Here is a 22,426-nt window from a genome sequence, read left to right as displayed (position 1 = left end):
CATCATTCATATTAAGCACTATAAGCCCTGCTATCACTATACGTTCTATAGCTGTTATGGTTTCAAATTCCTGCATTACCCCTCTTACAATTCCACTCTTCCTCTAAAATAGCGTAATAATATTCATCCCACCATTCATTGCCTTTCGGAATACATTTTTTAAAAAATCCTTCTCTTCTCATTCCGATCTTCTCCATAACTCGGTATGAAGGAATATTCTCAGGTTGACACGTAGCTATAATCCTATGTAAGTTCATTTCTTTAAATCCATATTCCAAGATAGCTTGGGCTGCCTCAGAAGCATACCCTTTATTTTGATAATTGGGATTAAACACCCACCCAATTTCATATGTATGTTCACCAAAATACTTATAAAAAACAATATGGCCTATAAGAAAGTCTTCATCTATTAGTATGACAGGAAATTTTTCAGCGTTATCACCTTTGTTTTTATTTACAAATGCCTTTGCATCTTCTTCAGTAAAAACCCCTTCAGGTATATACTTCATTACATTACTATCAGATGTATACTCATATACAGCTTGCCAATCTTTGAATTCAAATTCACGTATCGATAACCTTTTTGTTGTGATATGCATTAAAGTAACTCCCCTCTAATATACTTAATCTTTATTTCAATAGGAAGACAACAATAACCTCTTTAAAACTATCCTTATTCAACAATATTGCCTCTTGCTAGAACAACTCAAGGATTTCTGACTGTGAACAAGCAATGGAATATGATTCTCAATCTTAATTTAACAGGAGGCTTTTTTGTTTTTTAAGATAACATTAATCTTCCTTATTCATTTAAATATGATAAAATATTACATATTTAATATAGGAGGGCTTGTGTTGGAGCAAATGATCTCTTCTTCTAAAGTCGGAGTAAAAATAAATGAGTGGTATAAATATATAAGATTGTTTAGTGTCCCAGATTCAGAAATATTGAAAGCTGACGTCGAGGAAGAAATAAGGCATATGAAGGAAGATCAAGATTTATTGCTGTACTATTCTCTCATGTGTTTTCGCCATCAATTGATGTTGGATTACCTTGAACCCAAAACAATGAACGAGGAACGTCCTAAAATTTCAGACTTATTAGAAAAGATCGAAAGTAACCAAACTGATTTGAAAGGGATTCTTGAATATTATTTTAATTTTTTCCGGGGAATGTATGAATTTGAACAATACGAATATCTTAATGCCATAAGCTTCTATAAGCAAGCCGAGAGAAAATTATCACTTGTTGCAGATGAAATTGAACGAGCAGAATTCCACTACAAAATTGCAGAAATTTATTATCATATGAAGCAAACACATATGTCGATGCATCACATTGTTCAAGCAATCGATAGTTATAAAGCACATGAAAACTACACTGTAAGAGTTATTCAATGCTCATTTGTCATCGGTCTGAACTATTTGGATATGGACTTCCCTGAAAAAGCGATCCCTCATTTTAAAGATGCCCTAGACAAATCTAGAGAAATCAATATGTCACGATTAATCGGATCATCTCTGTACAATCTTGGTTTATGTTCATTTGCTGAGGAAGCTTATGAAAAGGCATCTGAGTACTTTAAGGAGGGCATTAGAGTATACCAGGATAAGGGATATGAGCACTCAAATCGTTTATTAGACATCTTACTTATGTTGACAAAAACCACATTTAAAATGAAAAACCACTCCGAGGGAATTTCTTGGTGTGCACACGGTCTGTCTTTGTCCAAAAATTTAAATGATGAGATTATAGCAAAAATGTTTGAATTCATTCAGGCCTTATATGTAGATAACGACAAAGAAAAATTAAATTCGATTTTAAATTATTTAGAAGTAAAATCAATGCTTTCAGACATGGAGGATTTAGCATCAGATGCAGCGAAGTATTACAATGAAAAAGAAGACCATAAAGTGGCTGTTACTTATTATGAGAAAGTGCTTTATGCCCGTAAACAAATTCAGAGAGGGGATTGTCTTTATGAAACTTAAGCATGCATCTTTCTTTATTTTAGCCATTGTTTTAATTGGATTTGTAAGTATTTATTTAACTAACACTCAAAAAGATGTCCAAGAAGCACGCAGAGGACATACTGCCAGTATTGGGTATTTTATTGAGAAAGGCTCATTTGAAGTTGCAAGTAGAGGTCACACTTCTTAAATATGTATTATTCCCCCTCATTGAGGGGGGATTTTTATGATTTGTGTCCTCCAGTAAGCTTTACCGGCTTATAAGAGACTTAAATGAAGCACTTAAATTGATTAACCATTTTAAGAATTAAACATTTCTCAAAAACAGATTTTATTTGTGGATTTACGACGCATCTCAAATAGTCTCGATAGCAATTCTTTGTTAAATTCAAGTGCCTCATAGACTAGAAGATCCATCTCTTCAATATGTTGCTCACCTAAGGACGGTTTTTCAATTTCTGATACGTCAATCAAATCTTATTTAAACTACGTTAAATGTTCTGGAAACATCATTGATGTCCATTTCATTAAATTATTAAGACTTATTTTGAATAAACTAAACATTGCCTTGTTGTCTCATTGTTTATATGTACACGATGATTCTTTCTAAAGTAGTACTCAACTAGTTTCAGTTACAAAAAAATTCGATAAATCATAATTGACCCCTTTGGTTCTACCTCCACTTTGAAAGTTTGATTTAAGTTCCCTTTGCCGAAGAACAATATAATGATTGTTAGTTAAAGTCACGAAACCTATATAAAAATTTCTATCTGACCGATATTCCGTCCTTCTCCCCTGCTATAAACGTATTAAATAAAATAATGCCCTCATCGGTATTCTCCTTTAAATATATAACTCCTAATTCACCATTTAATACAGAAAGAATTAAATATGACTTTCATACAAACTGGTTAAGGCAACTTATCATCCCTATTTCCCTGAATTCCCCAACCTTGTTGATCCCTAAATACAGAATTAAGGGAAAACTAAATATAAAACAAATTCATCGACTTTTTCTTTAAAAAACCATTCACATTTTTACGTTTAAGCAGCATTCTCCTTTTTACAGGAAAGAATCATTCCGTCTGAACATTACGATATACATATAGTATCCGAATGATATGGCGAAGGGCGGAGGTTATGGTGAAAACGAGTATTATTGTTCTGACTTATAATCAATTAGCTTTAACAAAACAATGCTTGGAGAGCATATGGAAGCATACGAATAATGAATGTATAGAAGTAATTGTTATAGATAACGGCTCTCATGACGGTACACGTGACTACCTCAAACAGATAACTTCAATTAAGGCGATTTTTAATAAAACGAACGAAGGCTTCGCAAAAGCCTGTAATCAGGGCCTTGAAGTTGCCTCAGGAGACAATATTCTTTTTTTAAACAATGATACTGTTGTAACAAATCAATGGCTGGAACCAATGATCAAGCTGCTTTATCAGGATGATAAAATCGGCATGGTCGGGCCTGTAAGCAATTATGTCAGCGGTCCGCAGCAAGTTCCCGTTAACTACACAAACGTTGAAGAAATTGAAGATTTTTCTCGTCTTTACTGTTTGCAGCAGCGAGGCAGGTCAAAAGCTGTATTGAGACTGGTCGGATTTTGCCTGCTTGTCAAAAAGAAGGTGTTGGATCAAGTCGGCGGTTTTGATGAACGTTTTGTAGGCGGTTCATTTGAGGATGATGATTTAAGCCTTCGCGTACTGCAAGCGGGGTATCAGCTAAAAATCGCTCTTGATTCGTTTGTCCACCATCACGGTCATGCCACGTTTACAGGCAATCCAGATTTAAGCATCAGTCAATTATATGAAGAAAACCGGCAACGCTTCATCGATAAATGGAAGGTGGATGTAACAACATTCTTTGACTCCCAGCCCCAGCTGACAGCACTTGTGCCAGCGGAAGCCGACTCTATCTTACATATCGGTTGCGGCACGGGAGCTGCGGGGACAGAGCTTTTGAACCGGCAATCCTGTTTATTGTATGGGATTGAAAAGGATGAGTTATTACAGACCATTGCAAGCCCCTATTACGAACAAGTCATTTCGGCAGATGTGGAAACATGCGACCTCCCTTACCCTGAGTCCTTTTTCGATGTCATTTTGATCGGTGACCTTTTAAACTGCTCAAAAAATCCCAGACATACAATTGAGACTCTTGCCGTTTATCTAAAGCCTTCTGGCTCGCTGATTTGCAGCATACCAAATACTGCCTATGCAGATACATTTTTCTCTTTATTATGTGGTGCATCGACGTACACACATTTCATCACACCTCGCAACGTAAATACCCTATTTCCTGAATATCTTTATGACATAAAATCCATCACCTCCCATTCCTCCGATACTGAATCAAACATACAGCTCTTTTTACAAGAACTTCAATTCCTTGCCGGGCAATTTGGTTTGTCTTTGGATCACTTGTCAAAACATGCCCATATTGATTACATGTTTGTCCATGCCATAAAGAAAAAACAGAATAAAACGGAGGTGGCGATGTGATTTCAATCAGTTTATGCATGATTGTAAAAAATGAAGAGGCTGTTATTGGCCGATGCTTAGATTCTGTGCAGGAGATAGCTGATGAGATCAACATTGTGGATACCGGGTCAGTTGACAAGACGAAAGACATTGCTGCTCGCTATACAGACCGAATCTTTGATTTTAAATGGATTGACGATTTTGCGGCAGCCCGAAATTTTTCGTTTCAGCAGGCGACATCCGAATATATCTTATGGCTTGACGCCGACGACGTGTTTACCAAGAAAGATCAAGAGCTGTTATTGGATATAAAAAGAACGCTTGATCCGGATATAGACGCGGTCTCAATGAAATACCATTTGGCTTTTGATGAAGAAAATAACGTCACATCCAGCTTAAGGAGATACCGGCTCGTAAAACGAGAAAAGAGCTTTAAATGGATCGGCGCGGTTCATGAATACCTAGAAGTATATGGGAAACTTCACCACAGTGATGCAGCGGTTTCTCACCTGCCACTTAGTCATGACGCAGATCGCAACCTCCGAATTTATGAAAAAATGGCCTCGTCAGGAAAGGATTTTTCTCCAAGAGATTTATTTTACTATGCGAACGAGTTGTGTGATCACGGAAAAATGGAGCAAGCGATTGAGTACTATTTACGTTTTTTACAAACGAAGCAGGGATGGGTCGAGGATAATATCAGAGCGTGCAATAAATTAGCAGACTGCTACCATTCACTGGGGCTGAAGGAAAAAGAATTAAGCTGGGTGCTCCACACGCTCGTCTATGGACCGCCTAGAGCAGAAACCTGCTGCAGGCTGGGATACTCTTTTTTAGAAAAAAACGATTTTCAGAGTGCGGTCTATTGGTATGAAAAAGCAATAGAAAACAAAGGAGCAGAGAACCTGGCTTTTCAAAACCGCGCCTGCGCGACCTGGCTTCCCCACCTGCAATTAGCCGTCTGCTACGATAAACTCGGCCAGCATCAGCTTGCCTATCAGCATAATGAATCGGCATTACAATACCGTCCCCATGATTCAAGAATGCTAGCTAACAAAAAATATTTTGAAGATATCCTTCACCAGCAAGCTAGCTCCGGAGGTGAACAGCATGGAAAGCAATAAAAGGTCACTAGCTGAGTCTATGAAAGAGTATCAGCTAAAAGATAAAGAGTATTACAAAGGCATCAACTGGCAGCTATTTGATCTGATAGAACCGCATGCGAAAACCATTCTTGAAGTCGGATGTGCTGAAGGCTTGTTTGGCGCAGCTGTGAAGGAAAAAACGAATTGCTCCTATTACGGGATCGAGTCTTATCCACCAGCTGCCGATAAAGCAACACATTATATTGACGAAGTAATAACGGGAGACATTGAAACACTGAAGCTGCCTTTTCAAAAAAACACATTTGATCACATTATCTTCGGTGATGTTCTGGAGCACTTAATAGACCCGTGGGCAGTTTTAGGTAACATCAAGCCTTACGTAAAAGAAACAGGGAGTATCTTGGCAAGCATCCCGAATATCGGACATATCTCGATTTTCGAAAGTCTGCTGTCCGGCAAATGGACGTATATACAGGCAGGGCTGCTCGATAAAACACACTTCCGTTTTTTCACCTTGGAGGAAATGAAAAAGATGTTTCATGAAACAGGCTACAAGATCAGCCAAATCGAGCCTATTGTTTTTACGACTCATTATTATGAAAAAATGATCAGCAAACTTGCTTATGTCAGATCATGCATGGGAATTCACCATGCAGATCTTGAGGAGGAGGCCAGAGCCTATCAATATGTCATAAAGGCAGAGAAAAGATGAATCAGCATACAAACGCAAATTCAATTAGCTTCATTACATGTGTGAATGACGATACCCTTTATGATCTCTGTCTAAGACATATTCAGTCTCTTTCTGTACCGCCGCATATGAAGGTAAAATTAATCAATATCCGAGACGCAGACAGTATGGCGTCCGGCTACCAGGCGGCAATGGAGGACTCTGACTCAAAATATAAAGTGTATTTACATCAGGACACATTTATCATCAATCGTTCCTTTATTTATGATATTCTCCATGTCTTTCAGCACAATGATCAGCTTGGCATGATAGGCGTCATAGGAGGTGAAGAAGTGCCGCAAAGCGGGATTTGGTGGGAGGCTTCTAAAAAAGCCGGAAAAGTCATTGAATACCGCAGCACGTACAACTATTTATTGTTTGATGAAATTGATGAAACTGTGAAAGCAGTTCAAGCATTAGACGGTTTATTACTTGCGACTCAGTACGATGTTCCATGGCGAAAAGATATTTTTGACGGATGGCATTTATATGATACTTCTCAATGTTTTGAGTTCAGAAAAAAAGGATATATAGTGGGCATCCCTCATCAGAAAGAGCCTTGGGTCTTACATGCATGCGGCAATGAGTTTGATTCTGACAAGTATTCTTATTATCTTGGAAGGTTTATTGATGAATATTTATCCTAACAGTTAGAAAACGCATAAGGACCTAAGTCCTTATGCGTTTTGTGTTTATACATACCTCACACCATTTGCTGCCCGAGTATCTGCGTAAACTGTTGTTACATTTGACTGTGCTGTAATAATGACACTAACAGTATATGCGTTGTTACCCGTACTAGTTGCAGTATCAACGTAAGTCGTGGAAATTACAAAGCTTTGTGCCCCTGCGCCTGTTCCCGATCTAAAGAAAGGAACTTCTGTTAGCAATGTTCCATTTCTCCTTAGTCTGGTAGAACCACTAATCGTATAATTCGCTGTGGTGTTCGCAATAACATCTGCTGATAAGTCAATCTTTACTCTTTGACCACTTGTTATAGGAACTGTAAATGTGAGTATTGTTACTTCTGAATTCAATGGAGGATATAATTGCAGCTGTGTTGCCGTTTGGTCAAAGAAAACTTGTGAGGTTGGACCTGTTGATCCCGTTGCTCCTGTTGCTCCGGTTGGTCCAGTTGCTCCGGTTACTCCGGTCGCACCTGTTGCTCCAGTTGCTCCGGTTGATCCGGTTACTCCGGTTGGTCCAGGCACTCCCGTTGGTCCAGTCGCTCCCGTGGCTCCTGTTGCTCCGGTTTCTCCTGTTGGGCCTGTTGCTCCTGTTAACCCGGTTGCACCAGTGGCACCTGTTACCCCTGTTGGGCCGGTTACTCCAGTCGCACCGGTTACTCCCGTTGCTCCGGTGGCTCCTGTTGATCCGGTTTCTCCTGTTGGTCCTGTTGCTCCAGTCAATCCTGTTGGACCAGTTACACCAGTGGATCCTGTCGCTCCCGTTGGTCCAGTCGCTCCTGTGTCTCCCGTTGGACCTGTTGCGCCAGTTTCTCCTGTTGCACCAGTTGCTCCCGTTGGACCTGTTGCTCCTGTCAATCCTGTTGGTCCTGTTGGACCGGTTACTCCAGTCGCACCGGTTACTCCCGTTACTCCGGTGGCTCCAGTTGCTCCAGTTGCTCCGGTTTCTCCTGTTACTCCGGTCGCACCTGTTGCTCCAGTTACTCCCGTTGATCCGGTTACTCCCGTGGCTCCTGTTACTCCTGTTGATCCTGTTGGTCCTGTTGCTCCTGTTGGTCCTGTTGCTCCTGTTGATCCAGGCACTCCCGTTGGTCCAGTCGCTCCCGTGGCTCCTGTTACTCCTGTTGATCCTGTTACTCCGGTCGCTCCTGTCGCTCCGGTTTCTCCTGTTGCTCCGGTCGCTCCCGTTACTCCCGTTGCTCCTGTTGCTCCCGTGGCTCCTGTTGATCCGGTTGATCCTGTTACTCCAGTCGCTCCGGTTTCTCCGGTTTCTCCGGTGGCTCCTGTTGGACCGGTTACTCCTGTTGGTCCTGTTGCTCCAGTCAATCCTGTTGGACCAGTTACACCAGTGGATCCTGTCGCTCCCGTTGGTCCAGTCGCTCCTGTGTCTCCCGTTGGACCTGTTGCGCCAGTTTCTCCTGTTGCACCAGTTGCTCCCGTTGGACCTGTTGCTCCTGTCAATCCTGTTGGTCCTGTTGGACCGGTTACTCCAGTCGCACCGGTTACTCCCGTTACTCCGGTGGCTCCTGTTGCTCCTGTTGCTCCGGTTTCTCCTGTTACTCCGGTCGCACCTGTTGCTCCAGTTACTCCCGTTGATCCGGTTACTCCCGTGGCTCCTGTTACTCCTGTTGATCCTGTTGGACCGGTTACTCCGGTTGATCCGGTTGATCCGGTTACTCCGGTTACTCCGGTTGATCCTGTCGGGCCTGTTGCTCCTGTTAACCCGGTTGCACCAGTGGCACCTGTTACCCCTGTTGGGCCGGTTACTCCAGTCGCACCGGTTTCTCCCGTTGCTCCGGTGGCTCCTGTTGATCCGGTTTCTCCTGTTGGTCCTGTTGCTCCAGTCAATCCTGTTGGACCAGTTACACCAGTGGATCCTGTCGCTCCCGTTGGTCCAGTCGCTCCTGTGTCTCCCGTTGGTCCAGTCGCTCCTGTGTCTCCCGTTGGTCCAGTCGCTCCTGTGTCTCCCGTTGGACCTGTTGCGCCAGTTTCTCCTGTTGCACCAGTTGCTCCCGTTGGACCTGTTGCTCCTGTCAATCCTGTTGGTCCTGTTGGACCGGTTACTCCAGTCGCACCGGTTACTCCCGTTACTCCGGTGGCTCCAGTTGCTCCGGTTTCTCCTGTTACTCCGGTCGCACCTGTTGCTCCAGTTACTCCCGTTGATCCGGTTACTCCCGTGGCTCCTGTTACTCCTGTTGATCCTGTTGGTCCTGTTGCACCTGTTGGTCCTGTTGCTCCGGTTGGTCCAGTTGCTCCCGTGGCTCCTGTTACTCCTGTTGATCCTGTTACTCCGGTCGCTCCTGTCGCTCCGGTTTCTCCTGTTGCTCCGGTCGCTCCCGTTACTCCCGTTGATCCGGTTTCTCCTGTTGCTCCTGTCGCTCCAGTTGCACCTGTTTCTCCCGTTGGGCCTGTTGATCCTGTTACTCCCGTTGATCCGGTTACTCCCGTGGCTCCTGTTACTCCCGTTGCTCCTGTTGCTCCCGTTGCTCCTGTTGCTCCCGTGGCTCCTGTTGATCCGGTTGATCCTGTTACTCCAGTCGCTCCGGTTTCTCCGGTTTCTCCGGTGGCTCCTGTTGGACCGGTTACTCCCGTTGGACCTGTTTCTCCTGTTGGTCCTGTTGCTCCAGTCAATCCTGTTGGTCCTGTTGGACCAGTTACACCAGTGGATCCTGTTGCACCTGTTGGTCCGGTGGCTCCGGTTGCTCCAGTCAATCCTGTTGGTCCTGTTGGACCAGTTACACCAGTGGATCCTGTCGCTCCCGTTGGTCCAGTCGCTCCTGTGTCTCCCGTTGGACCTGTTGCGCCAGTTTCTCCTGTTGCACCAGTTGCTCCCGTTGGACCTGTTGCTCCTGTCAATCCTGTTGGTCCTGTTGGACCGGTTACTCCAGTCGCACCGGTTACTCCCGTTACTCCGGTTTCTCCTGTTACTCCGGTCGCACCTGTTGCTCCAGTTGCTCCGGTTGATCCGGTTACTCCCGTTGGACCTGTTGCTCCGGTTTCTCCTGTTGGTCCTGTTGCTCCGGTTTCTCCGGTTTCTCCAGTTGCTCCGGTTTCTCCTGTTGGTCCTGTTGCTCCGGTTGGTCCAGGCACTCCCGTTGGTCCAGTCGCTCCCGTGGCTCCTGTTGCTCCGGTTTCTCCTGTTGGTCCTGTTGCTCCAGTCAATCCTGTTGGACCAGTTACACCAGTGGATCCTGTCGCTCCCGTTGGTCCAGTCGCTCCTGTGTCTCCCGTTGGACCTGTTGCGCCAGTTTCTCCTGTTGCACCAGTTGCTCCCGTTGGACCTGTTGCTCCTGTCAATCCTGTTGGTCCTGTTGGACCGGTTACTCCAGTCGCACCGGTTACTCCCGTTACTCCGGTTTCTCCTGTTACTCCGGTCGCACCTGTTGCTCCAGTTGCTCCGGTTGATCCGGTTACTCCCGTTGGACCTGTTGCTCCGGTTTCTCCTGTTGGTCCTGTTGCTCCGGTTTCTCCGGTTTCTCCAGTTGCTCCGGTTTCTCCTGTTGGTCCTGTTGGACCAGTTACACCAGTGGATCCTGTTGCACCTGTTGGTCCGGTGGCTCCGGTTTCTCCTGTTACTCCCGTTGGTCCAGTTGCTCCTGTTACTCCAGTCGCTCCTGTTACTCCGGTGGATCCTGTTGGACCGGTTACTCCCGTTACTCCCGTTGGACCTGTTGCTCCGGTTGGTCCAGGCACTCCCGTTGGTCCAGTCGCTCCCGTGGCTCCTGTTACTCCTGTTGATCCTGTTGATCCTGTTACTCCGGTCGCTCCGGTTTCTCCTGTTGCTCCTGTCGCTCCAGTTACTCCCGTTGATCCGGTTACTCCCGTGGCTCCTGTTACTCCTGTTGATCCTGTTGGACCGGTTACTCCGGTTGCTCCGGTTGATCCGGTTACTCCGGTTACTCCTGTTGATCCTGTCGGGCCTGTTGCTCCTGTTAACCCGGTTGCACCAGTGGCACCTGTTACCCCTGTTGGGCCGGTTACTCCAGTCGCACCGGTTACTCCCGTTGCTCCGGTGGCTCCTGTTGCTCCGGTTTCTCCTGTTGCTCCGGTTTCTCCTGTTGGTCCTGTTGCTCCAGTCGCTCCTGTTGCTCCGGTGGATCCAGTTGCTCCGGTTTCTCCTGTTACTCCGGTCGCACCTGTTGCTCCAGTTACTCCCGTTGATCCGGTTACTCCCGTGGCTCCTGTTACTCCTGTTGATCCTGTTGGTCCTGTTGCACCTGTTGGTCCTGTTGCTCCGGTTGGTCCAGTTGCTCCCGTGGCTCCTGTTACTCCTGTTGATCCTGTTACTCCGGTCGCTCCTGTCGCTCCGGTTTCTCCTGTTGCTCCGGTCGCTCCCGTTACTCCCGTTGATCCGGTTTCTCCTGTTGCTCCTGTCGCTCCAGTTGCACCTGTTTCTCCCGTTGGGCCTGTTGATCCTGTTACTCCCGTTGATCCGGTTACTCCCGTGGCTCCTGTTACTCCCGTTGCTCCTGTTGCTCCCGTGGCTCCTGTTGATCCGGTTGATCCTGTTACTCCAGTCGCTCCGGTTTCTCCGGTTTCTCCGGTGGCTCCTGTTGGACCGGTTACTCCCGTTGGACCTGTTTCTCCTGTTGGTCCTGTTGCTCCAGTCAATCCTGTTGGTCCTGTTGGACCAGTTACACCAGTGGATCCTGTTGCACCTGTTGGTCCGGTGGCTCCGGTTGCTCCAGTTGATCCTGTTGCTCCAGTAGCTCCGGTTACTCCTGTTGCGCCAGTCACTCCTGTTGCTCCCGTTGCTCCAGTTTCTCCTGTTGGTCCTGTTGCTCCAGTCAATCCTGTTGCTCCTGTCGCTCCAGTTGCACCTGTTGATCCAGGCACTCCCGTTGGTCCAGTCGCTCCCGTGGCTCCTGTTACTCCTGTTGATCCTGTTGCTCCTGTCGCTCCAGTTGCACCTGTTTCTCCCGTTGGGCCTGTTGATCCTGTTACTCCCGTTGATCCGGTTACTCCCGTGGCTCCTGTTACTCCCGTTGCTCCTGTTGCTCCCGTGGCTCCTGTTGATCCGGTTGATCCTGTTACTCCAGTCGCTCCGGTTTCTCCGGTGGCTCCTGTTGGACCGGTTACTCCCGTTACTCCCGTTGGACCTGTTGGTCCTGTTGCTCCAGTCAATCCTGTTGGTCCTGTTGGACCAGTTACACCAGTGGATCCTGTTGCACCGGTGGCTCCTGTCGCTCCAGTTACTCCCGTTGATCCGGTTACTCCCGTGGCTCCTGTTGCTCCTGTTGCACCTGTTGCTCCGGTTGATCCGGTTGATCCGGTTGATCCGGTTGATCCGGTTACTCCGGTTACTCCTGTTGATCCTGTCGGGCCTGTTGCTCCTGTTAACCCGGTTGCACCAGTGGCACCTGTTACCCCTGTTGGGCCGGTTACTCCAGTCGCACCGGTTTCTCCCGTTGCTCCGGTGGCTCCTGTTGATCCGGTTTCTCCTGTTGGTCCTGTTGCTCCAGTCAATCCTGTTGGACCAGTTACACCAGTGGATCCTGTCGCTCCCGTTGGTCCAGTCGCTCCTGTGTCTCCCGTTGGACCTGTTGCGCCAGTTTCTCCTGTTGCACCAGTTGCTCCCGTTGGACCTGTTGCTCCTGTCAATCCTGTTGGTCCTGTTGGACCGGTTACTCCAGTCGCACCGGTTACTCCCGTTACTCCGGTGGCTCCTGTTGCTCCTGTTGCTCCGGTTACTCCTGTTGATCCTGTCGGGCCTGTTGCTCCTGTTAACCCGGTTGCACCAGTGGCACCTGTTACCCCTGTTGGGCCGGTTACTCCAGTCGCACCGGTTACTCCCGTTGCTCCGGTGGCTCCTGTTGCTCCGGTTTCTCCTGTTGGTCCTGTTGCTCCAGTCAATCCTGTTGGACCAGTTACACCAGTGGATCCTGTCGCTCCCGTTGGTCCAGTCGCTCCTGTGTCTCCCGTTGGACCTGTTGCGCCAGTTTCTCCTGTTGCACCAGTTGCTCCCGTTGGACCTGTTGCTCCTGTCAATCCTGTTGGTCCTGTTGGACCGGTTACTCCAGTCGCACCGGTTACTCCCGTTACTCCGGTGGCTCCTGTTGCTCCTGTTTCTCCGGTTTCTCCTGTTACTCCGGTCGCACCTGTTGCTCCAGTTGCTCCGGTTGATCCGGTTACTCCCGTTGGACCTGTTGCTCCGGTTTCTCCTGTTGGTCCTGTTGCTCCGGTTTCTCCGGTTTCTCCAGTTGCTCCGGTTTCTCCTGTTGGTCCTGTTGGACCAGTTACACCAGTGGATCCTGTTGCACCTGTTGGTCCGGTGGCTCCGGTTTCTCCTGTTACTCCCGTTGGTCCAGTTGCTCCTGTTACTCCAGTCGCTCCTGTTACTCCGGTGGATCCTGTTGGACCGGTTACTCCCGTTACTCCCGTTGGACCTGTTGCTCCGGTTTCTCCTGTTGGTCCTGTTGCTCCGGTTGGTCCAGGCACTCCCGTTGGTCCAGTCGCTCCCGTGGCTCCTGTTGCTCCGGTTTCTCCTGTTGGTCCTGTTGCTCCAGTCAATCCTGTTGGACCAGTTACACCAGTGGATCCTGTCGCTCCCGTTGGTCCAGTCGCTCCTGTGTCTCCCGTTGGACCTGTTGCGCCAGTTTCTCCTGTTGCACCAGTTGCTCCCGTTGGACCTGTTGCTCCTGTCAATCCTGTTGGTCCTGTTGGACCGGTTACTCCCGTTACTCCGGTGGCTCCAGTTGCTCCTGTTGCTCCGGTTTCTCCTGTTACTCCGGTCGCACCTGTTGCTCCAGTTGCTCCGGTTTCTCCTGTTACTCCGGTCGCACCTGTTGCTCCAGTTGCTCCAGTTGCTCCGGTTTCTCCTGTTACTCCGGTCGCACCTGTTGCTCCAGTTGCTCCTGTTGCTCCGGTTTCTCCTGTTACTCCGGTCGCACCTGTTGCTCCAGTTGCTCCGGTTGATCCGGTTACTCCCGTTGGACCTGTTGCTCCGGTTTCTCCTGTTGGTCCTGTTGCTCCGGTTTCTCCGGTTTCTCCAGTTGCTCCGGTTTCTCCTGTTGGTCCTGTTGCTCCGGTTGGTCCAGGCACTCCCGTTGGTCCAGTCGCTCCCGTGGCTCCTGTTGCTCCGGTTTCTCCTGTTGGTCCTGTTGCTCCAGTCAATCCTGTTGGACCAGTTACACCAGTGGATCCTGTCGCTCCCGTTGGTCCAGTCGCTCCTGTGTCTCCCGTTGGACCTGTTGCGCCAGTTTCTCCTGTTGCACCAGTTGCTCCCGTTGGACCTGTTGCTCCTGTCAATCCTGTTGGTCCTGTTGGACCGGTTACTCCCGTTACTCCGGTGGCTCCAGTTGCTCCTGTTGCTCCGGTTTCTCCTGTTACTCCGGTCGCACCTGTTGCTCCAGTTGCTCCGGTTTCTCCTGTTACTCCGGTCGCACCTGTTGCTCCAGTTGCTCCAGTTGCTCCGGTTTCTCCTGTTACTCCGGTCGCACCTGTTGCTCCAGTTGCTCCTGTTGCTCCGGTTTCTCCTGTTACTCCGGTCGCACCTGTTGCTCCAGTTGCTCCGGTTGATCCGGTTACTCCCGTTGGACCTGTTGCTCCGGTTTCTCCTGTTGGTCCTGTTGCTCCGGTTTCTCCGGTTTCTCCAGTTGCTCCGGTTTCTCCTGTTGGTCCTGTTGCTCCGGTTGGTCCAGGCACTCCCGTTGGTCCAGTCGCTCCCGTGGCTCCTGTTGCTCCGGTTTCTCCTGTTGGTCCTGTTGCTCCAGTCAATCCTGTTGGACCAGTTACACCAGTGGATCCTGTCGCTCCCGTTGGTCCAGTCGCTCCTGTGTCTCCCGTTGGACCTGTTGCGCCAGTTTCTCCTGTTGCACCAGTTGCTCCCGTTGGACCTGTTGCTCCTGTCAATCCTGTTGGTCCTGTTGGACCGGTTACTCCCGTTACTCCGGTGGCTCCAGTTGCTCCTGTTGCTCCGGTTTCTCCTGTTACTCCGGTCGCACCTGTTGCTCCAGTTGCTCCGGTTTCTCCTGTTACTCCGGTCGCACCTGTTGCTCCAGTTGCTCCAGTTGCTCCGGTTTCTCCTGTTACTCCGGTCGCACCTGTTGCTCCAGTTGCTCCAGTTTCTCCTGTTGGTCCAGTTTCTCCTGTTGGTCCTGTTACTCCGGTTGATCCCGTTGCACCTGTTGGTCCAGTCGGTCCAATTCCCCCAGCAGACTCTATTAAAGAAACACCATCAATTAGAACAGACCCAAAAGTAGTTTTACTTATTACCACTACTGCGTTTACTGCTTCAGCGGGGGTTTCAATTGTTCTATATATTTCATTCCATGTATTAAATGAGACATTTGGCAAATTTCCGGAAGCAATGATAATTTCCTGTCCGCCTTCAATCTCTTCGCCTTCACTGTTAACAAATAAAATTTGTATAGTTACTTTGGGACTTGAATTGTTTCCAATTCTCCCAAGCGAAACGATGAATATCAGAGATTGTCCAGAAACGACAGGCACGATCTGCCCTAAAAAAGCATACGGCTGGTTACTGAAAAACTGTGCGGAATATCTTCCAGAATGGGCAAAAGTATTAATAACGGACGTATTTGCAGAAGCCCAGCCCGTCAGATTGCCTGTTTCAAAACCTCCATTTACAATCACATCATTCACTCAACTTCATTCCCTGCCTTTTTGAATAGTTCCAGCTATTATATGCAGGAAAAATGCCATCGGTCTTTCACTTCGCTAGCTGAAATAAAAAAAGATGAATGCCCCAAATCACTTTTTCTCCCAGACACTGTAAAGACCGGTACATGGAACCTGAAAAGAAGAAGCAGTAAATTAGCTTCTTAGACGGCCGAGAGAATGAAGTTTGGACTTGATTTAAAGACAGAAAAAGCTTTTCGGGAATTTGCAATGCGATTGAGGATTTCACATATCCTAGATTGAGAAGCGGACGCTAATGAAGAAGTTTTATCAGACTAAGAAAGAGCAACTCAAAGTCAAAAAAACGTTTTATAAAAGCTGCTGGCAAGGGTACCAACAGCTTAGCTACTATTATCACAAGATTGCTATTTTATTTATTTAATTAAAGTTGCGCCTAACAAATCTTTGCTTGTCCCATTTCTTATATATTGGTGACTAGGAGATATCATAGTTCTTTCCCCTATTAAACGGGACATTAAGGTTTTCTCTCTGGATTATCAAATGGATATAATTTTAAGTATAGACATAGTTATCACTAAACCTGAAAACAAATACTTAAACATTCATTTGGATTTTTAAATCTTTTGCAAGCGTTTTGGAGCCCAATAGCCCTTTTAAATATTTCAATTCCTTTGACCAATTCACTTTTTTATCTTCTTAAGATATTTATTCAACTCTTTCATCGTTTTCTTTTGTTCAGACATATGAATTTTGATTTTTTTGTGTAATCGTTAGCCAGCTCATGTTTTAAAAATGACTCTTCTATGTAAGTATCTTACATCTTTTCATCTACAAGTTTTGCAGAAATGATGCTTAAGAAAGCAATTTCCATGTCAATCCGATCGATACATTGATCTGTAATGCCGGCATGATCATGATAAAATGCTTTAATGTTGTCTGCACCCTTCCCGGAAAACTCGCTGTCACCCAAGTCAGCTAATTCTTAAACGCTTTTCTTAGCTTCATCAGTTGATTGAAAGCTCTTTGCGGCCTTCTTTTTTATTTCTCGAATTGTTTGTCATTGAGCAAAAATATTAGCGTCTCTTCAATTTCTTTTTCTAAGTCATTATTATTTAAATCGAATAATGTTCCATAACCCGTCCCTTTATATCCACCGTAGTAATACCACAAATCCATTGTCAAACAGTCTAATTCTTCATCACAGACTATTGCAGGTTGATAGTAATTAATTGCTATTTGTGAACGGTATTCTTTTTCAAAACATCTCTCAGCTGTAAAATCATTTAGCACATCTCCATCTATGTCTCTACAAATTTTGATGCTAAGGTTTGGTTTACCCTGTGCTTCAAAAACATCTATATACTTATTCTGCAGCTTTTTCGATACTACTTCCCCCTGGCTCTCCAACTCAAATATCATTTGTTTTAATTCTAGATTAAAATCCTTTTCTGGAATCTGTATATAATCTTCATCGCTTGGGCTTTGATTTTTCTGTTTCTTGAGTAATTGACTTAAAGCTTTCCACACAGTGTTGTCCTCCTATGATAGCTTCTTTAGACGTGCCTCTATGAAAATGGTCATTTAGTGATCAGCTTCACGGAATGCCTCAGCAAATGTTTCAATTCCGGTATCCTAGAAACATGGCGTTCGATAATCATGCCCACGGAAGTCCCAGCTGTGTGGACCAGTTGCAACATTCTGCGATTCATTACCGACCTTGTCAAAGGGATGCTAAATAAAAAAAGAACCTTTTTTACCATTGGCTTACTTTTGAAAATTTATAAATTAGTATTATATTGAACAGTGTTGGTATGATGTATACAAGACCAGTTCCAAGTAGACCTATTACTGAACTAGAAATTAATAAAATGCTGAAGATTGGTTTATTATTTGTCTGGATTGAAGCAAGCATGGTTATAATTCCCGCCAAAGCACCTAAAAACCATAAATTCCCCAAAGTGTAAGAGTCATCCAAAACCGCAAATAGTTGAGCCAGTACAGAAAAAACCGCTCCTAATCCCCCGGAGAAGATAGTCAATTTTTTCATAGAAATCTCCTTTTTGAAAATTGATTTAGATTTCAACGCAATTATGGATTTATTAGGTTATGATGTCAATGATAAACATCTGCTTCACTCATCTTATTATTGCTGGTAGAAGTATTGAACAATGAAATCATCACAGAATTTGTCGAATTATTTATGCGTATTGCTTTCCTTAAGTATAGAATTATTTTTCTAATTGAAAATTTAGTACATAGACTTATTAGTGACATAGATAAAAGTGACCCTGCTTTTTAGCAGTGCCGCTCCATAATTTATTACCTATTAACATAAAAAATCCCTTGACACCAATAGTGCCAAGGGATTGAAAGATTAATACTGAGACATATACTGTTCGCGTTCTAAAGGATGTACTTGCGTGCGGAACATGATTCTTTAGATAATATACATAATGTATAACAATGAAAACCCTTATTTATCACGCGTTTCAGTAAGTTCATTCGTATAAAATTGTAATACAGTATGTATGATTAGTTATATTTTTCGGTCAAATTTTGGTCTTGATTTTGGTCATAAACTTAGAATATATCTTAACTTTAGTGACCATCAGATCAATTGTTCCTCTAGGATTTAGAATACAACCCATTTATAACTAAATCCTGTTACGTCAGGCTTTTTGCAAGGCATCATTATATGTCTATTTGAACTGGTTTGCAATGGTTTATAAAAAAGTGTGGGCAAACCGTTGGCAATATGGGCTTTTCTCTTCTGTTATAATTAATGTATGAACTTGATAAGGGAGTAACCATTTTGAGTCTTTACAAAGCCGCGGATTTTTATATACTTTAGCACGCATCTTGGGTAATGTACAAGCCGTAATAAAAGGAACGCTCGGGAAAAGAATTGCTCGCCGTGCTGCTGGTAAAGCCACTAACAAATTAATGAGAAAAATTATTAAGTAGGCTTGTAACATGAATGATTTTGAACGTAAGTTATATCGGATCATATCGTTAACATGCGTTTATATGGAAAGAACCCGACTTTGCCAGAATTAAAAAGAAAGACCGGGAAAAGTGAACAGGAAATAAGTGAGACAACAAAAAGCTTAATTCGTAAAGGTGCTCTTTCTTGGGATAAAGAAAAGAAATTATGGATTATTTAAAGCCCGCCTTATGAGACGGGCTTTTCGGGCGAGGTTATTACCTTTACACTTTCTTAACGCCTCCGTAAACACTTCCTTTTGCAGTAGACCCTATAAACGCCTCAACAAGAGCTGAGTTTAAAACGATGCCGGCCCATTTAAAACCTACAATGGATTCAACATATATACGTGAATAAACCTCTCTATAGGCATATCCTCCATGGCTGGCGTCCCGGTCTTGTCCTAATACCCTAGGAGAGATTGCCAAAGCTGTCCCCATCGGGTGGCGCTGATAGTCGCCATCTTTATAAGTAGCCCAAACTTTTTTGCCGTCATATTTAAATCTTCCTTCGGCCCAAAGTGTGAAGAGCTTCGGTCCACCAAGTCCATAAGCAATACCAGTGGTCCTTTCTGTTTTTGTAGTGCCTTGGACGCTTGCATCAGAGTCTGGAGAGTCAGTTAAAGTTTTTTGCTCAAGTATCTGGATATCCCCCAGATCACCTAGATAAACCTTAACCGTACTGTTTTGTGTTTCAAAAGTAAGCACATCCCCATAGGATTTGCTTTTTTCTTGTTCAGCCATAAAGCTGTTCATATTGAAAGCTTTACCGTTGAATTTTTCTAGTTCTGATTTCATTTCTGGGAAAACATCATAAAGCGATATGTCTGGATTGCTAAATGCTTTAGGTGCTGGATTGTTTTTGTAGTGATTCGTAATTACTTTTTCGATTTTTTCCAAAGAAGAGTTTTTGGGTAGATTTTCTAGGCTAGACTTCAACAAAGGAACTGTTTTTTCAACGTAATTTCTAATGTCAGTAATATCTTGCTGTGACTTTTGTTTAGGTGCTGCGCTCGCTGCTTCACCGAAGATACTAAATACCAAAGAGAAAGTCAGGCAAAAAAGCAATATCTTTTTCACGATAATCTCCTCCTATTTATCAGTCACCTCGCCCTCTTATATACATTTCTTTACAATTTTACTTTTTCCTCCCACTGTTTTTTCGGGTATAATGATATATCAGATAAACAATCAGAAAGACTAATGCAGCTACGGCAATATAGTATAACGGCATCGCCAAAAATGGAGCAAAATTTGCTATGACCGCCAATATAATGATGGCTATTCCGTACAAACTTATAAAGCGAAGTAAAGCCATATTATCCCCCCTTACTATTTCCATCATTGTAACAAAAAAAGTCAGCTACTAAAGGGCTATTTTTGATACGTAATGTCACAATTAGCAAGGGAGGATTATTATATTATTTTAGTAGTGCTTCAAGTTTTGCTTTCGTTTTCGGACCATAAATGCCGTCAGCAGTCAGACTGTTTACTGGCTGGAAACGTTTGACTGCATTTGCTGTTTTCGGGACATACACGCCATCAATACCGTTATTCTTCGCCCCTTTTATCCAGGTAGAAATAAAGCGCAGCCAGCGCTTTTTGAATCTGCCTTACGTCATCCCCTTTGAGCTCCCAGCAAAGGCCCTTTCGTATGTTTAAACTGAGCCATCCAGTATAGGAACCGGCGGGCTTTTTCATCATCAAACACATAAGGAAACTCCCTTGTGCCTTCCCGACTCACATCATTTAAAAAACGCTCGCAGGCCCAAATGTGTTTTTCACACGCCACAATCTCACCCGATATCACATCGCGCGAGTAATCAATGAGAAACTGTTTGATTGTCTTCATATGTTTTTAAACTCCTTTTCGGCAGCCGTCTTTTCCCACTCCTCCTGGGTACGAGTGATAGCAATTTTTGCCCGAGCAGACGGTGTAAGGCCAAAGTCATTCGCTGCTGATTTCATTTGATCAAAATAATTCTTTTGTCGCTTTAATAAAGGATGCTCTTCACCAACAAGCTTTATTGGGCTGCCGTCTTCGTCTTTTCCTTCCGTATGGACCATGATCCCGTCTTCTTCAATAATTTTAGAAATTGATACATACTGCGAATAGGCATTACAATAGGCAGCCAACATGCTGATGTCCGCTTCCGTGATGATTTCAACTTCTGTTAATAGAGCAGCAACCCGTTTGAATTCTTTTTTCCCGACCTTATCCAACCACGTTGGCGGTTTTATATTATCGGATCGCATTTTCATTTTCTTCTCGTGCTCAGCCCGGGCGGCCAGCTCTTCCGTATTCTTTTTATTTGGGTTGCCCTGTATCAATTGAAGCGTCGCGGATTTTGCAGGCCTCGGCATGTTCTCACCTCATTTCACATCAAAAAAATCGCATTTTTTGCTTGTTTTTTTCACCAATCGTGATACGATGGAATTAACAACAAAACCAGTCGTACCAAGCCCTCTCGGCAATTTCGCCGGGAGGGTATTTTGTTTTTCCGGAACTTTGAAAAGCGGTGTTTGTTTGCAGAAGAGGGGGCGCCGTTCTCTAAACGTTGCCTTTCCAGAGATTTGGATAGGGGGGAGGGTCACTTGCCCTTACCGCCATGAACCTTGTTGTGACAGGCATTACACAGGCTTACAAGGTTGTCCAAGTCTAATCTTTTCGCCCAATCTTCTTTTACTTCCACAATATGATGCACCATGTCAGCCGGTGTGAAGCAATGATCTTTCAAACAATGCTGACAGAGATAATTGTCTCGTATCAAAGCAAGTTGTCTTGTTCGTTTCCAATCTGTTGATTTATAAAAACTTGTTATTGTTTTGTTTCTTGAATGTTTGTTGTAATGTTTGGTTTCTTCTTGTTGCTGTGTCTTGTGTGCGTCACAGTATCGGCTACGGGTGAGGCTAGGGCACCCAGGGGCGGCGCATATTCTTAATGACCTTGGAGGCATGAAAATTCATCCTTTATTTTAACAAAGAGTTGAGCTCTTTGAATGGTTTTATATTCATTTATTTGCTTAAGTGCAAAATATTTGTGTCACAATAATTTGACACGTGTCTTAAGGCAAATAAACCTTCTTACAATATAAAAAAGCACCTGTAGGTGCTTTTAACTACTAACTATTTAAATAGTTTTGCTATCCTTTTCGAACTGTTCTAATTGTTTTAAGAATTGTTCATCATTTACAGCTGAATGTAATTTCTCTTGTGCTCTTTCCACCACATCTACATAGGTATTTCTTTGTTCTATTGCACGTTTCATTGAAGTTTTCATTTTTCTAAATTTCAAGGGATTAGCAAAACGATTTATAGGACGCACAGATTTATCGAATTCTTTAAGATGTTGATTACTAAAACTTTGGCTTAAATCCAATTTAACATAATAAAATCCACCAGAAAAATCCTGTGAGAAAATAAATCCTGTTAAGTTCTTAAAGTCTAAAATTCCACCTTCAGTAAAATTAAATCGAATTTCTCTTTCTTCATCAGTTTCAATTGTTACTTCAGGTTTCGATAAATAATTAGTTACTTCAGAACCATCCTTATATTCTAGAATCAGATAAGTTTTTACAGCTATACCTTTTCCAAAATTCTTAATGTGAAAAACTAAGGAATCCCCTTTATCTCTTGTTGAAGAATATTTTGTGCTTTTCACTATAATTCTGGGTGTATTAGTAGCAAGATACGTTTTTCTTGCATATAACACCGTACAAAGTGAGAGTATAACCAAGCCAAAGTTTTTTATTCCATCTAGAAAAGATACTAACAACGTACTATCTCCTTTCGTTCCACAAAAACATCTTTTCTTATTATCTATGAAATTAAAGAATAACAAAACATTTTGCAAA

The 22,426-nt window shown here is 44.4% G+C and carries 15 protein-coding genes and 4 pseudogenes; 7 read left to right on the top strand and 12 right to left on the bottom strand.

Going from position 1 to position 22,426, the window contains the following annotated elements; translation table 11 throughout:
- Window positions 1–62: 62 nt before the first annotated feature.
- The gene (locus NYE49_RS09535) at window positions 63–599 is read right to left on the bottom strand and encodes a GNAT family protein (protein ID WP_335451664.1); all 537 of its coding nucleotides are present in this window, start codon (window positions 597–599) and stop codon (window positions 63–65) included.
- Window positions 600–855: 256 nt separating this feature from the next.
- On the opposite strand from NYE49_RS09535, the gene NYE49_RS09530 reads away from it, so the two are divergent.
- On the top strand, window positions 856–1,992 hold the full coding sequence (locus tag NYE49_RS09530; protein WP_327846562.1) for a Rap family tetratricopeptide repeat protein: 1,137 nt from the start codon (window positions 856–858) through the stop codon (window positions 1,990–1,992).
- A complete protein-coding gene (locus NYE49_RS09525; protein WP_160243757.1) occupies window positions 1,982–2,161 on the top strand; it encodes an aspartate phosphatase in 180 nt (59 codons plus the stop codon). Before NYE49_RS09530 ends, NYE49_RS09525 begins: the two co-directional genes overlap by 11 nt.
- 128 nt (window positions 2,162–2,289) lie before the next feature.
- Here NYE49_RS09525 and NYE49_RS09520 read toward each other — a convergent pair whose 3' ends face one another.
- The gene (locus tag NYE49_RS09520) at window positions 2,290–2,445 is read right to left on the bottom strand and encodes a hypothetical protein (RefSeq protein ID WP_327846563.1); all 156 of its coding nucleotides are present in this window, start codon (window positions 2,443–2,445) and stop codon (window positions 2,290–2,292) included.
- A 666-nt stretch (window positions 2,446–3,111) separates the two neighbouring features.
- Between NYE49_RS09520 and NYE49_RS09515 the strand changes: the two genes are divergently transcribed.
- From NYE49_RS09515 to NYE49_RS09500, 4 genes are read left to right on the top strand one after another with little or no spacing between them, the layout of a single operon-like run.
- The gene (locus NYE49_RS09515) at window positions 3,112–4,488 is read left to right on the top strand and encodes a glycosyltransferase (RefSeq protein ID WP_327846564.1); all 1,377 of its coding nucleotides are present in this window, start codon (window positions 3,112–3,114) and stop codon (window positions 4,486–4,488) included.
- Entirely contained in the window at window positions 4,485–5,591 is a 1,107-nt protein-coding gene (locus tag NYE49_RS09510; RefSeq protein WP_342411009.1) for a glycosyltransferase, read from the top strand. The genes NYE49_RS09515 and NYE49_RS09510 overlap by 4 nt, the downstream gene beginning before the upstream one ends.
- Window positions 5,578–6,285 (top strand): class I SAM-dependent methyltransferase, encoded by a 708-nt coding sequence (locus NYE49_RS09505; protein WP_342411008.1) that lies wholly within the window; start codon window positions 5,578–5,580, stop codon window positions 6,283–6,285. Before NYE49_RS09510 ends, NYE49_RS09505 begins: the two co-directional genes overlap by 14 nt.
- The gene (locus tag NYE49_RS09500) at window positions 6,282–6,950 is read left to right on the top strand and encodes a glycosyltransferase family protein (protein WP_342411007.1); all 669 of its coding nucleotides are present in this window, start codon (window positions 6,282–6,284) and stop codon (window positions 6,948–6,950) included. Before NYE49_RS09505 ends, NYE49_RS09500 begins: the two co-directional genes overlap by 4 nt.
- A gap of 45 nt (window positions 6,951–6,995) precedes the next feature.
- Here NYE49_RS09500 and NYE49_RS09495 read toward each other — a convergent pair whose 3' ends face one another.
- From NYE49_RS09495 to NYE49_RS09480, 4 genes and pseudogenes are all read right to left on the bottom strand, one after another.
- Window positions 6,996–15,593: an NTTRR-F1 domain gene (locus tag NYE49_RS09495; protein ID WP_342411006.1), complete on the bottom strand. Its 8,598-nt coding sequence runs from the start codon at window positions 15,591–15,593 to the stop codon at window positions 6,996–6,998.
- Between the two features lie 721 nt (window positions 15,594–16,314).
- Window positions 16,315–16,604, bottom strand: a pseudogene (locus NYE49_RS09490) (T7SS effector LXG polymorphic toxin); the annotation flags it as partial.
- Window positions 16,605–16,628: 24 nt separating this feature from the next.
- Complete coding sequence (locus tag NYE49_RS09485) at window positions 16,629–17,117, bottom strand: hypothetical protein (protein WP_133953841.1); 489 nt, start codon at window positions 17,115–17,117, stop codon at window positions 16,629–16,631.
- 226 nt (window positions 17,118–17,343) lie between these two features.
- Window positions 17,344–17,637 (bottom strand): hypothetical protein, encoded by a 294-nt coding sequence (locus NYE49_RS09480; protein ID WP_160243761.1) that lies wholly within the window; start codon window positions 17,635–17,637, stop codon window positions 17,344–17,346.
- Window positions 17,638–18,563: 926 nt separating this feature from the next.
- Between NYE49_RS09480 and NYE49_RS09475 the strand changes: the two are divergent.
- Window positions 18,564–18,754 (top strand): annotated as a pseudogene (locus NYE49_RS09475) (hypothetical protein).
- Between the two features lie 43 nt (window positions 18,755–18,797).
- Here the strand turns inward: NYE49_RS09475 and NYE49_RS09470 are convergent.
- From NYE49_RS09470 to NYE49_RS09445, 6 genes and pseudogenes are all read right to left on the bottom strand, one after another.
- Window positions 18,798–19,652 carry a hypothetical protein gene (locus NYE49_RS09470; RefSeq protein ID WP_187954193.1) on the bottom strand — a complete coding sequence of 285 codons (855 nt, stop codon included), beginning with the start codon at window positions 19,650–19,652 and terminating at the stop codon, window positions 18,798–18,800.
- Between the two features lie 341 nt (window positions 19,653–19,993).
- Window positions 19,994–20,201 (bottom strand): annotated as a pseudogene (locus NYE49_RS09465) (peptidoglycan-binding domain-containing protein); the annotation flags it as partial.
- A 10-nt stretch (window positions 20,202–20,211) separates the two neighbouring features.
- A pseudogene (locus NYE49_RS09460) lies at window positions 20,212–20,424 on the bottom strand (terminase large subunit); the annotation flags it as partial.
- On the bottom strand, window positions 20,421–20,936 hold the full coding sequence (locus NYE49_RS09455; protein WP_187954194.1) for a phage terminase small subunit P27 family: 516 nt from the start codon (window positions 20,934–20,936) through the stop codon (window positions 20,421–20,423). The gene NYE49_RS09455 and the pseudogene NYE49_RS09460, both read right to left, overlap by 4 nt.
- Before the next feature lie 227 nt (window positions 20,937–21,163).
- On the bottom strand, window positions 21,164–21,529 hold the full coding sequence (locus tag NYE49_RS09450; RefSeq protein WP_141950046.1) for an HNH endonuclease: 366 nt from the start codon (window positions 21,527–21,529) through the stop codon (window positions 21,164–21,166).
- A 173-nt stretch (window positions 21,530–21,702) separates the two neighbouring features.
- Window positions 21,703–22,347, bottom strand: coding sequence for a hypothetical protein (locus tag NYE49_RS09445; protein ID WP_124059887.1), 645 nt, complete (start codon window positions 22,345–22,347; stop codon window positions 21,703–21,705).
- Window positions 22,348–22,426 lie beyond the last annotated feature (79 nt).

It is taken from the genome of Bacillus sp. FSL L8-0358 (assembly GCF_038593095.1).
Lineage (GTDB): Bacteria > Bacillota > Bacilli > Bacillales > Bacillaceae > Bacillus > Bacillus subtilis.
This window is presented reverse-complemented; position numbering and strand designations above follow the sequence as displayed.